Annotated in this window: 10 protein-coding genes; all 10 read left to right on the top strand. The window is 62.4% G+C overall.

Features of this window, described 5'->3' with window-relative positions:
* The 10 genes from narH (at position 1) to hupB (ending at position 11,812) form a co-directional block, all read left to right on the top strand.
* Positions 1–1,539, top strand: a complete 1,539-nt coding sequence (narH, locus tag EA795_RS04880) for a nitrate reductase subunit beta (RefSeq protein ID WP_115027744.1) — start codon at positions 1–3, stop codon at positions 1,537–1,539.
* 2 nt (positions 1,540–1,541) lie between these two features.
* Positions 1,542–2,297, top strand: a complete 756-nt coding sequence (gene narJ / locus EA795_RS04885; RefSeq protein ID WP_122075885.1) for a nitrate reductase molybdenum cofactor assembly chaperone — start codon at positions 1,542–1,544, stop codon at positions 2,295–2,297.
* Positions 2,290–3,087, top strand: coding sequence for a respiratory nitrate reductase subunit gamma (narI, locus tag EA795_RS04890; RefSeq protein ID WP_122075887.1), 798 nt, complete (start codon positions 2,290–2,292; stop codon positions 3,085–3,087). Before narJ ends, narI begins: the two co-directional genes overlap by 8 nt.
* 81 nt (positions 3,088–3,168) lie before the next feature.
* Positions 3,169–4,119 carry a peptidylprolyl isomerase gene (locus EA795_RS04895; RefSeq protein ID WP_122075889.1) on the top strand — a complete coding sequence of 317 codons (951 nt, stop codon included), beginning with the start codon at positions 3,169–3,171 and terminating at the stop codon, positions 4,117–4,119.
* Between the two features lie 117 nt (positions 4,120–4,236).
* Positions 4,237–5,226 (top strand): GTP 3',8-cyclase MoaA, encoded by a 990-nt coding sequence (moaA, locus tag EA795_RS04900; RefSeq protein ID WP_122075891.1) that lies wholly within the window; start codon positions 4,237–4,239, stop codon positions 5,224–5,226.
* 234 nt (positions 5,227–5,460) lie between these two features.
* On the top strand, positions 5,461–6,771 hold the full coding sequence (gene tig / locus EA795_RS04905) for a trigger factor (protein WP_115027748.1): 1,311 nt from the start codon (positions 5,461–5,463) through the stop codon (positions 6,769–6,771).
* A gap of 88 nt (positions 6,772–6,859) precedes the next feature.
* On the top strand, positions 6,860–7,498 hold the full coding sequence (clpP, locus tag EA795_RS04910) for an ATP-dependent Clp endopeptidase proteolytic subunit ClpP (RefSeq protein WP_043942607.1): 639 nt from the start codon (positions 6,860–6,862) through the stop codon (positions 7,496–7,498).
* Between the two features lie 98 nt (positions 7,499–7,596).
* Positions 7,597–8,877 carry an ATP-dependent Clp protease ATP-binding subunit ClpX gene (clpX, locus tag EA795_RS04915; RefSeq protein WP_014852927.1) on the top strand — a complete coding sequence of 427 codons (1,281 nt, stop codon included), beginning with the start codon at positions 7,597–7,599 and terminating at the stop codon, positions 8,875–8,877.
* 133 nt (positions 8,878–9,010) lie between these two features.
* Positions 9,011–11,407, top strand: a complete 2,397-nt coding sequence (gene lon, locus EA795_RS04920) for an endopeptidase La (protein ID WP_122075893.1) — start codon at positions 9,011–9,013, stop codon at positions 11,405–11,407.
* A 132-nt stretch (positions 11,408–11,539) separates the two neighbouring features.
* Positions 11,540–11,812, top strand: a complete 273-nt coding sequence (gene hupB, locus EA795_RS04925; RefSeq protein ID WP_003282502.1) for a nucleoid-associated protein HU-beta — start codon at positions 11,540–11,542, stop codon at positions 11,810–11,812.
* Positions 11,813–12,013 lie beyond the last annotated feature (201 nt).

Raw genomic sequence — 12,013 nt, forward strand, 5'->3', positions numbered from 1 at the left:
ATGAAGATTCGTTCACAAGTGGGCATGGTCCTGAACCTGGACAAGTGCATCGGTTGCCACACCTGCTCGATCACCTGCAAGAACGTCTGGACCAGCCGCGAAGGCATGGAATACGCCTGGTTCAACAACGTCGAGACCAAGCCCGGCATCGGCTACCCCAAGGAGTGGGAAAACCAGGACAAGTGGAAGGGCGGCTGGGTGCGCAACGGCGACGGCACCATCAACCCGAAGATCGGCGGCAAGTTTCGCGTGCTGGCGAACATCTTCGCCAACCCTGACCTGCCGACCATCGACGACTACTACGAGCCGTTCGACTTTGACTACCAGAACCTGCACACCGCGCCGATCTCCGAGCACCAGCCGGTGGCGCGGCCGCGCTCGCTGATCTCCGGCCAGCGCATGGAGAAGATCGAGTGGGGGCCGAACTGGGAGGAAATCCTCGGCACCGAGTTCGCCAAGCGGCGCAAGGACAAGAACTTCGACAAGGTCCAGGCCGACATCTACGGCCAGTACGAAAACACCTTCATGATGTACCTGCCGCGCCTGTGCGAGCACTGCCTGAACCCGGCGTGCGCGGCGTCCTGCCCGAGCGGGGCGATCTACAAGCGCGAGGAGGACGGGATCGTCCTCATCGACCAGGAGAAGTGCCGCGGCTGGCGCATGTGCATCAGCGGCTGCCCGTACAAGAAGATCTACTTCAACTGGAAGAGCGGCAAGTCCGAGAAGTGCATCTTCTGCTTCCCGCGCATCGAGGCCGGCATGCCGACCGTCTGCGCGGAAACATGCGTGGGACGTATCCGCTACCTCGGCGTGCTGCTGTACGACGCCGACCGCATCCATGAAGTGGCCAGCACCGTCAACGAGCAGGACCTGTACCAGAAGCAGCTGGAGATCTTCCTCGACCCCTTCGACCCGCAGGTCATCGAGCAGGCGCTGAACGACGGCGTGCCGATGTCGGTGATCGAGGCCGCGCAGAAGTCGCCGGTCTACAAGATGGCGGTGGACTGGAAGCTGGCCCTGCCGCTGCACCCGGAGTACCGCACCCTGCCGATGGTCTGGTACGTGCCGCCGCTGTCGCCGATCCAGAACGCCGCGGCCGCCGGCCACATCAGCATGGATGGCGTGCTGCCGGACGTCGACAGCCTGCGCATCCCGCTGCGCTACCTGGCCAACCTGCTTACCGCCGGCGACGAAGAGCCGGTCAAGCTGGCGCTCAGGCGCATGCTCGCCATGCGCGCCTACAAGCGCGCCGAGCAGGTCGACGGCGTGCAGGACCTGGAGGTACTGAAGAGCGTCGGGCTGTCGGTGGCCCAGGTCGAGGACATGTACCGCTACCTGGCCATCGCCAACTACGAGGACCGCTACGTGATCCCCAGCGCGCACCGCGAGGAGGCCATGAGCGACGCCTTCGCCGAGCGCTCCGGTTGCGGCTTCAGCTTCGGCAGCGGCTGCTCGGGCGCCTCGGACACCAATATGTTCGGTGCCAGGAAGGCCAACCGCCGCGACATCATCAAGACCGTGCAACTGTGGGAGGACTGAACATGCGAATCCTGAAAGTGATTTCCCTGTTGCTCGACTACCCGACCGCCCAGTTGCGCGAGCATCAGCTGGAACTGGCCATGGCCATCACCTCCGCCCACGAGATCAGTCCCGAGCAGCGCGCCGAATTGCGCGCGCTGCTCGACGAGCTCTGCCACGGCGATCTGATGGACGTGCAGGAGCGCTACACCGACCTGTTCGACCGCGGCCGCGCCTTGTCGCTGCTGCTGTTCGAGCACGTGCATGGCGAGTCCCGCGACCGCGGCCAGGCCATGGTCGACCTGATGGCGCAGTACACCGAGGCCGGTTTCGACATCGGCGTACGCGAGCTGCCGGACTACGTCCCGCTGTATCTCGAGTACCTCGCCACCCGCGAGGACCTCGAGGCCCGCGAGGGGCTGGCCGACGTCGCGCACCTGCTGGCGCTACTGGCGGCCCGCCTGCAGGAGCGCGAAAGCCCGCACGCCGCGTGTTTCCGTGCGCTGCTGCAGATCGCCGGCGAGCCGGTGCAGGAAACCCTGAGCGGCCTGCGCGAGCAGGTCGCCGCGGAGCAGCGCGACGACTCGCTGGAGGCCCTCGACAAGGTCTGGGAGGAGGAGCAGGTGAACTTCCTCCAGGCCGAGCAGCAGGATCGCTGCCCATCGATGTCGAGCGGGCCGGGCAAGGCCCGCGAGGAAAGCCCGGTGCCGCTGCACTGGACCGATTTCAAGCATGACGGGCCGGCCGCCGCGCTCGCCCAGGAGGTGCGCAATGTCTGACTTCAATTTCCTGCTGTTCGGGGCCTATCCCTACATCGCCCTGGCCATCTGCCTGATCGGCAGCTGGGCGCGCTTCGACCTGTCGCAGTACAGCTGGAAGACCGGCTCCAGCCAGATGCTCTCCAACACGCGCATGCGCCTGGCGAGCAACCTGTTCCATATCGGCATCCTGTTCATCCTCTGCGGCCACTTCGTCGGCCTGCTGATGCCCGAAGCCCTCTACCACCACTTCATCAGCAGCGGCGCCAAGCAACTGCTGGCGATGGTCTCCGGCGGCTTCTTCGGCATCCTCTGCCTGATCGGCCTGGTGCTGCTGATCCATCGCCGGCTGACCGATGCGCGTGTACGCGCCACCTCCAACGGCAGCGACGTGATGATCCTGTTCGTACTGCTGGCGCAACTGGTGCTGGGCCTGCTGACCATCGTCGCCTCCACCGGCCACATGGACGGCTCGGTGATGGTGCTGCTGGGCACCTGGGCGCAGAGCCTGGTCACCCTGCAGCCGGTCAAGGCCGCCGCGGCGATCGAGTCGGTCGGCCTGATCTACAAGCTGCACGTGCTGCTGGGCGTCACCTTGTTCGTGCTGTTCCCCTTCACCCGCCTGGTGCACATCGTCAGCGCGCCGGTGTGGTACCTGGGCCGGCGCTACCAGATCGTCCGCCAGAAGGGCGTCAAGCCGGCCATGCCGCGCGCGCAACGCCCGCGTGGCTACGAGGCGCCGGCGCGCGAGACCGCCGCGCCGGCCGCCGCGCCCGGCTACGCCACGGCGAAGAGCAAGAGCCCGGTGTGACGTCCCGCTGGTCGGCGCCTTGGGCGTTGGCCAGCCGACGGACCGGAGCGACCTTATTACGGCTTTATCGAGGTATTCATCATGGGCTGTGGATGCGGTGGAATCACGGGAGGCGGCGGCTGCGGTGGCGGCGCCCGCCCGGAAATCGAGGTGCCGGCCGAGGCGCCGCTGTTCGAGGAGCTGCCACGTGAAGTAGAGCCGGAGATCGACGAGGCGGCCGGCGAGCCGTCGCTGATCGCCAGCAGCGAACAGGAATGGCCGCGGGTCCGGGTCAATGGCGTGGAGATCGCGGCGCAGGCCATCGCCCGGGAGCTGCAGTACCACCCCGCCGAGAGTCGCGACGAGGCCGTCTACCTGGCGGTCCAGGCGCTGGTGCTGCGTGAGCTGCTGCAGCAGCGCATCGGCGAACTGGGCCTGGTGGTACAGGCGGCGTCCGGCGAAAGCGAGGAAGAGGCCGCCACCCGCGCGCTGATCGAGCGCGAAGTGCCGCTGCCGCTGGCCGACGAGGCCACGTGCCGCAATTACTACAGCGGCAACCGGTCGCGCTTCTTCAGCGCGCCGCTGCTGGCCGCGCGGCACATCCTGCTGGCCTGTGCGGCGGACGACGTCGAGGCGCGCAGCCTGGCCCGCGAGCAGGCGCTGGAGCTGCTCGGGCAGCTGCAGGCGGCCCCGCAAGGCTTCGCCGAACTGGCGCTGCGACACTCGGCGTGCCCGTCCAAGGAACAGGGCGGGGCGCTGGGGCAGATCAGCAAGGGCCAGACCGTGCCGGAATTCGAACGCCAGCTGTTCCGCCTTCCCGCCGGGTTGTGCCAGCAGCCGCTGGAAAGCCGCTACGGCTACCACCTGGTGTTCGTCGACCAGCGTATCGACGGCGAGCAGTTGCCCTACGAGGCGGTGGCTGGTTCGATCCGCGCCGAACTCAACCAGCGCGTCTGGCAGATCGGCGTCAGCCAGTATCTGCAGGGTCTGGTCGGCGCGGCGAATATCGAAGGCATCCACCTGCAGGGTGCGGAAACGCCGTTGATGCAATAACCGTAGGGTGGAAAACCGCGCAGCGTTTTCCACCTTCGGCGGCACGAACGAGCCTGTGAGGGCCATGGTGGATGAAAAAAGCGTCATCCACCCTACGAAGCTTCAGAGGTCTTAGCGATGACTCGACTACGCGATGCCCACGACCGCGCCATCGACTACCTGCGCCTGTCGGTGACCGACCGTTGCGATTTCCGCTGCGTCTACTGCATGGCCGAGGACATGACCTTCCTGCCGCGCCAGCAGGTGCTCGGGCTGGAGGAGCTGGAGCGCGTCGCGCGGATCTTCGTCGGCCTGGGCGTGAAGAAAATTCGCCTCACCGGCGGCGAGCCGCTGGTGCGTCAGGGCATCGTCGGCCTGTGCGAGCGCATCGCCGCGCTGCCGGGGCTGCGCGAACTGGTGATGACCACCAACGGCTCGCAACTGGTCAGGCTCGCCGCGCCGTTGGTACGGGCCGGGGTCAAGCGACTGAACATCAGTCTGGATAGCCTGGACGCCGAGAAATTCCACGCCATTACGCGCACCGGCCAGCTGCAGCAGGTGCTCGACGGCATCGATGCGGCGCGCGCCGCCGGCTTCGAGCGGATCAAGCTCAATGCCGTGGTGATGAAGGGCCGCAACGCAGAGGAAGTCGCCGACTTGGTGGACTTCGCCATCGCCGGCGGGCTGGACCTGAGCTTCATCGAGGAAATGCCGCTGGGCGATGTCGGCCGTTCGCGCGGCGAGAGCTTCTGCTCCAGCGACGAGGTCAAGGCGCTGATCGCCGAGCGTCACGCGCTGATCGATTCGGCCGAGCAGAGCGGCGGCCCGGCGCGCTATGTGCGCCTGCCGGAGCATCCGCAGACGCGCATCGGCTTCATCTCGCCGCATTCGCACAACTTCTGCGCCACCTGCAACCGCGTGCGGCTGACCGTGGAAGGTCGCCTGCTGCTGTGCCTGGGCCACGAGCATTCCGTCGACCTGCGTGCACTGCTGCGCCGCCACCCGACCAGCGACCAGCCGCTGATCGACACCATCCACGCTGCGCTGCAGCGCAAGCCGTGGCGTCACGAGTTCGCCAGCAACGGCGAGGTGCAGGTGCTGCGCTTCATGAACGCCAGTGGCGGCTGACTCAAGGCGCCGTGAGCAAGGGGCCCGCAGTCGCTGGTCCTCGCTCGAGACTTACGAAGCCATTGCTTCCTTATATAGCTTCGTTTCGTCGACCATTTTTCTCGAAGCGTCGTTGCTCATACTTTTGCAATCGCATTGTCGGGCCAGGGTGACTTCTGTAATGCGAGCCACTAGAATGCTTGCCCATTCTGGGGCCGGAACGCCCGGCTTATGTCTGTGCAACGAGGAAAATCCATGCAAGTTTCTGTTGAAAGCACCTCCGCTCTTGAGCGCCGCATGACCATTGGCGTGCCGGTCGAGCGCATCGAGACCGAAGTCAACAAGCGTCTGCAACAGACCGCCAGTCGTGCCAAGATCCCAGGTTTCCGTCCCGGCAAGGTGCCGATGAGCGTGATCCGCCAGCGTTACGAAGCGGCGGCTCGCCAGGAAGCGCTGGGCGATCTGATCCAGGCCACCTTCTATGAAGCCGTGGTTGCCGAGAAGCTGAACCCGGCTGGCGCGCCTGCCGTCGAGCCGAAAGTGTTCGAGAAGGGCAAGGACCTCGAGTACGTCGCTACATTCGAAGTATTCCCCGAGTTCAAGGTTGCCGGCTTCGAGTCCATCGAGATCGAGCGCCCGCAGGCCGAGGTTGCCGATGCCGACGTCGACAACATGCTGGACATCCTGCGCAAGCAGAACACCCGCTATGAGAACGTCGAGCGTGCAGCCGAGAACGACGACCAGTTGAACATGGATTTCGTCGGCAAGATCGACGGTGAAGTCTTCGCCGGTGGCTCGGCCAAGGGCACCCAGCTGGTATTGGGCTCGGGTCGCATGATTCCGGGCTTCGAAGAAGCACTGGTTGGTGTCAAGGCCGGCGAAGAGCGCGTGATCACCCCGACCTTCCCCGAGGATTACCAGAACCTCGATCTGGCCGGCAAGACCGCCGAGTTCACCGTTACCGTCAACAGCGTCGCAGCACCTCAGCTGCCGGAGTTGAATGACGAGTTCTTCGCCCAGTTCGGCGTTCAGGAAGGTGGCCTCGAAGGCTTCCGTGCCGAAGTGAAGAAGAACATGGAGCGCGAACTGCGTCAGGCCATCAAGACTAAGGTCAAGAACCAGGTCATGGAAGGGCTGGTCAGTGCCAACCCGATCGAGGTGCCCAAGGCGCTGATCGACAACGAAGTCAATCGTCTGCGCGTACAAGCCGTTCAGCAGTTCGGCGGTAACATCAAGCCCGAGCAGCTGCCGGCCGAGATGTTCCAGGAGCAGGCCAAGCGTCGCGTCGTGCTCGGTCTGATCGTTGCTGAAGTCGTCAAGCAGTACGAGCTCAAGCCCGATGATGCGCGTGTTCGCGAGCTGATCGAAGAGATGGCTTCCGCGTATCAGGAGCCTGAACAAGTGGTGTCCTGGTACTACAAAAATGACGAGCAACTGAACGAAGTCCGTTCGGTTGTGCTCGAAGAGCAAGTTGTAGATACTGTTCTGCAGCAGGCCAAGGTGACCGACAAATCGGTCTCTTACGAGGAAGCGGTTAAGCCAGCGGAAGCACCGCAAGCGGCCTGATCTTCTTCAACGATCGAGCACATCATTCATAAGCCAGCCTCGTGCTGGCTTATGTATTTGAGGCATGACATAGGGAGTATCGCTGGACATGTCCCGCAATTCATTTATGCAAGCTCCGGACATTCAGGCCGCTGGCGGTCTGGTGCCAATGGTCATCGAGCAGTCGGCGCGCGGCGAGCGTGCCTATGACATCTATTCCCGTCTTCTCAAGGAGCGAGTGATCTTCATGGTGGGTCAGGTCGAAGACCACATGGCCAACCTGATCGTCGCGCAGCTGCTATTCCTCGAAGCGGAAAACCCCGAGAAGGACATTCACCTGTACATCAACTCCCCGGGCGGCTCGGTGACGGCCGGTATGTCGATCTACGACACCATGCAGTTCATCAAGCCGGACGTATCGACTATCTGCATCGGCCAGGCCTGCAGCATGGGCGCGTTGCTGCTTACCGGCGGTGCGGCCGGCAAGCGTTACTGCCTGCCCCACTCGCGGATGATGATTCACCAGCCGCTGGGTGGTTTCCAGGGCCAGGCGTCGGACATCGAGATTCATGCGCGCGAGATCCTCACCATCCGCGAGCGTCTGAACAAGGTCATGGCCGAGCACACCGGCCAGCCGCTGGAAGTGATCGCACGCGACACTGACCGCGACAACTTCATGAGCGGAGAGGAAGCCGTCAAATACGGACTGATCGACCAGGTTCTGACCCAGCGCCAGCTGGCCGTCTGATCACGCTGGTCTGGCGATATCCGGCTAGTGCGTGGGCTTGAAAAAGCCCACGATTGCCTTCATCTTGTGTTTCAAGCCTTCCCGATTGGATCGATCGAATGACTGATACCCGCAACGGCGAGGATTCCGGCAAGCTGCTCTATTGCTCTTTTTGCGGCAAAAGCCAGCATGAAGTACGCAAATTGATTGCCGGCCCCTCGGTCTTTATCTGCGACGAATGCGTCGACCTGTGCAATGACATCATCCGCGAGGAGGTGCAGGAAGCCCAGGCCGAGAGCAGCGCGCAAAAACTGCCTGCGCCCAAGGAGATCAGCGGCATTCTCGACCAGTACGTCATTGGTCAGGAACGCGCGAAGAAAATCCTCGCAGTGGCTGTTTACAACCATTACAAACGCTTGAACCAGCGCGACAAGAAAGAAGAAGTCGAACTGGGCAAGAGCAACATTCTGCTGATCGGTCCTACCGGTTCGGGCAAGACGCTGCTGGCCGAAACGCTGGCGCGGCTGCTCAACGTACCTTTCACCATCGCCGACGCGACCACGCTGACCGAAGCGGGCTACGTGGGCGAGGATGTCGAGAACATCATCCAGAAGCTGCTGCAGAAGTGCGACTACGACGTGGAAAAGGCCCAGATGGGCATCGTCTACATCGACGAGATCGACAAGATTTCACGCAAGTCCGACAACCCGTCGATCACGCGCGACGTGTCGGGCGAGGGCGTGCAGCAGGCACTGCTCAAGCTGATCGAGGGTACTGTTGCATCGGTTCCGCCGCAGGGTGGGCGCAAGCATCCGCAGCAGGAGTTCCTGCAGGTCGATACGCGCAATATCCTGTTCATCTGTGGCGGTGCGTTCGCGGGCCTGGAGAAAGTCATCCAGGGACGTTCCACCAAGGGTGGCATCGGCTTCAATGCCGAGGTTCGCAGCAAGGATCTGGGCAAGAAGATCGGCGAATCCCTGCGGGTAGTGGAGCCTGACGATCTGGTCAAGTTCGGTCTGATTCCCGAGTTCGTCGGCCGCTTGCCGGTCATCGCGACGCTGGACGAGCTGGATGAAGCCGCACTCATCCAGATTCTTACCGAGCCGAAGAATGCGCTGACCAAGCAGTACGCCAAGCTGTTCGAGCTCGAAGGGGTCGATCTGGAGTTCCGTCCGGATGCGCTCAAGGCGGTAGCTGGGCGTGCGCTGGAGCGCAAGACAGGTGCTCGCGGCCTGCGCTCGATTCTGGAAGGGGTGCTGCTCGATACCATGTACGAGATTCCTTCCCAGAAGGACGTCAGCAAGGTGGTCATCGACGAGAGCGTGATCGAAGGCACCTCTCAGCCACTTCTGATTTACGAGAACAGCGAGCCGCCCGCCAAGGCAGCGCCTGACGCGTGATCGAAAAAGGGGCCTTCGGGCCCCTTTGCATTTTCCCGGTGATCCTTGTTTTTTACGGATCGCGCCCTCATCTTGTGTCGTCAGGGTATGTTTCTCCCGTTTACCGCCGTATGGCCGTCGTAGAGCTGAATTTATGAAGACAACCATCGAATTGCCCCTTTTGCCGCTGCGCGATGTCGTGGTCTACCCGCACATGGTGATACCGCTGTTCGTTGGGCGTGAAAAATCCATCGAAGCGCTCGAGTCGGCGATGTCGGGCGACAAGCAGATTCTGCTCGTGGCCCAGAAGAACCCGGCGGACGATGATCCCGCTGAAGATGCGCTGTACCGCGTAGGCACTGTGGCCACGGTGTTGCAGTTGCTCAAGCTGCCCGACGGTACCGTCAAGGTTCTGGTCGAAGGCGAGCAGCGCGGGATGATCGAGCGTTTCGTCGAAGCCGACGGACATTGCCGAGCCGAAGTGGCGCTGATCGACGAGTCCGCGCTCGATGCGCGCGAGGCGGAAGTGTTCACTCGCAGTCTGCTTGGTCAGTTCGAGCAGTACGTGCAATTGGGCAAGAAGGTGCCAGCCGAGGTGCTGGCATCGCTGGCTAGCATCGAGGAACCGGCGCGGCTGGTGGATACCATGGCCGCTCATATGGCGCTGAAGATCGAGCAGAAGCAGGAAATCCTCGAAATCACCGATCTGCCGGCACGCGTCGAGCATGTGCTGGCCCTGCTGGATGCCGAGATCGACCTGCTGCAGGTCGAGAAGCGCATTCGTGGCCGCGTCAAGAAGCAGATGGAGCGCAGCCAGCGCGAGTACTACCTGAATGAGCAGATGAAGGCCATTCAGAAGGAGTTGGGTGATATCGACGAAGGCCACAACGAAATCGATGATCTCAAGAAGCGCATCGAGAACGCTGGCCTCAGCAAGGATGCGCACGTCAAGGCGACCACCGAGCTAAACAAGCTCAAGCAGATGTCGCCCATGTCGGCCGAAGCGACCGTGGTGCGTACCTACATCGATTGGCTGGTCAACGTGCCGTGGAAGGCTGCGAGCAAGGTGCGCCTGGACCTGGCCAAGGCCGAAGAAGTGCTCGACGCCGACCACTACGGCCTGGAGGAGGTGAAGGATCGCATCCTCGAGTACCTGGCCGTGCAGAAGCGCGTGAAGAAGCTCAAGGGCCCGGTGCTCTGCCTGGTCGGACCACCCGGTGTCGGCAAGACCTCGCTGGCCGAGTCCATTGCGCGTTCGACCAACCGCAAGTTCGTACGCATGGCGCTGGGTGGCGTGCGCGACGAGGCCGAGATTCGCGGCCATCGGCGCACCTACATCGGCTCGATGCCGGGCCGGCTGATCCAGAAGATGAGCAAGGTGGGAGTGCGCAACCCGTTGTTCCTGCTCGATGAGATCGACAAGATGGGCAACGACATGCGGGGCGATCCGGCCTCGGCTTTGCTCGAGGTGCTCGATCCCGAACAGAATCACAACTTCAACGATCACTACCTCGAAGTCGATTACGACCTTTCGGACGTGATGTTCCTCTGCACGGCCAACTCGATGAACATCCCGGCGCCGCTGCTGGACCGCATGGAGGTGATTCGTCTGCCGGGCTATACCGAGGACGAGAAGATCAACATCGCCATTCGCTACCTGGCACCGAAGCAGATTCAGGCCAACGGCCTGAAGAAGGCCGAGCTGCAGTTCGAGGAAGAGGCGATTCGCGACATCATCCGTTACTACACGCGCGAGGCTGGCGTTCGCAGCCTCGAACGCCAGTTGGCCAAGGTCTGCCGCAAGGTGGTCAAGGAGCATGCGGCCGACAAGAGCTTCAGTGTTCAGGTAACCCCCAAGACGCTCGAGCATTTCCTCGGCGTGCGCAAGTTCCGTTATGGCCTGGCCGAACAGCAGGATCAGATCGGTCAGGTGACGGGGCTGGCCTGGACCCAGGTAGGCGGTGAGCTGCTGACCATCGAGGCTGCCGTGGTTCCTGGCAAGGGCCGCCTGACCAAGACCGGCTCGCTGGGCGACGTCATGGGTGAATCGATTACAGCAGCGCTGACAGTGGTCCGTAGCCGTGCCGGTAGCCTGGGGCTGGCTCCCGACTTCCATGAGAAACAGGACATCCACATCCATGTCCCGGAAGGGGCGACGCCCAAGGATGGCCCCAGCGCGGGCATCGGCATGTGCACGGCGCTGGTGTCGGCACTGACCCAGATACCGGTGCGCGCCGAAGTCGCCATGACGGGCGAGATCACCTTGCGCGGCCAGGTGCTGGCGATCGGTGGCCTGAAAGAGAAGCTGCTCGCGGCGCACCGGGGGGGAATCAAGACGGTCATCATCCCGGAAGAAAACCAGCGAGACCTGAAGGAGATTCCTGAAAATATTAAGCAGGACCTGCAGATTAAACCGGTGAAGTGGATTGACGAGGTCCTGCAAATTGCGCTGCAATACGCGCCGGAGCCCTTGTCTGATGCGGCTCCCGATATTGTTGCAAAGGACGATAAGCGCGAGACTGATTCCAAGGAGCGAATCAGCACGCATTAGGCTGGAAGCGTTGTTGACACATTTTTGGAGGCCTTGCTATAAGACCTCCCTTTGCGTCAATGCGATTCCTGCACTGCTTTGCTTACATCTTAAAAAACGAAGAATGACTCAACAGAAATAAGGGGACTTAGAGTGAACAAGTCGGAACTGATCGATGCCATCGCCGCATCTGCTGATATCCCGAAAGCTGTTGCTGGCCGCGCGCTGGACGCAGTAATTGAATCCGTCACTGGTGCCCTGAAGGCTGGTGATTCCGTGGTACTGGTTGGTTTTGGTACTTTTGCTGTCAAAGAGCGTGCAGCTCGCACTGGCCGCAACCCGCAAACTGGCAAGCCGATCAACATCGCTGCTGCCAAGATCCCGGGCTTCAAAGCAGGCAAGGCTCTGAAAGACGCGGTCAACTAAGCGTTTTCCGATCCCGTCAGCCATCAGCTAACGCTGAACCTGACCTGGAGCGATTGTCGAGCAGGCAGTGCCTGCTGCGTTCTGGCTTGGGGGATAAGCCCAACCGCTCCAAAAGCTCCGAGAAGGCGCATCCCTGGATGCGCCTTTCTTTTATCCGGTTTCCACCCGTGCTGCAGACACTATTGCGCAGCTGACTCCTGG

The organism is Stutzerimonas nitrititolerans (assembly GCF_003696285.1).
Taxonomy (GTDB): Bacteria; Pseudomonadota; Gammaproteobacteria; order Pseudomonadales; family Pseudomonadaceae; genus Stutzerimonas; species Stutzerimonas nitrititolerans.

Excerpts from the sequence above, each read along its gene's own strand:
- narH (WP_115027744.1), top strand. The coding sequence starts at position 1 with ATGAAGATTCGTTCACAAGTGGGCATGGTCCTGAACCTGGACAAGTGC.
- narJ (WP_122075885.1), top strand. The coding sequence starts at position 1,542 with ATGCGAATCCTGAAAGTGATTTCCCTGTTGCTCGACTACCCGACCGCC.
- narI (WP_122075887.1), top strand. The coding sequence starts at position 2,290 with ATGTCTGACTTCAATTTCCTGCTGTTCGGGGCCTATCCCTACATCGCC.
- EA795_RS04895 (WP_122075889.1), top strand. The coding sequence starts at position 3,169 with ATGGGCTGTGGATGCGGTGGAATCACGGGAGGCGGCGGCTGCGGTGGC.
- moaA (WP_122075891.1), top strand. The coding sequence starts at position 4,237 with ATGACTCGACTACGCGATGCCCACGACCGCGCCATCGACTACCTGCGC.
- tig (WP_115027748.1), top strand. The coding sequence starts at position 5,461 with ATGCAAGTTTCTGTTGAAAGCACCTCCGCTCTTGAGCGCCGCATGACC.
- clpP (WP_043942607.1), top strand. The coding sequence starts at position 6,860 with ATGTCCCGCAATTCATTTATGCAAGCTCCGGACATTCAGGCCGCTGGC.
- clpX (WP_014852927.1), top strand. The coding sequence starts at position 7,597 with ATGACTGATACCCGCAACGGCGAGGATTCCGGCAAGCTGCTCTATTGC.
- lon (WP_122075893.1), top strand. The coding sequence starts at position 9,011 with ATGAAGACAACCATCGAATTGCCCCTTTTGCCGCTGCGCGATGTCGTG.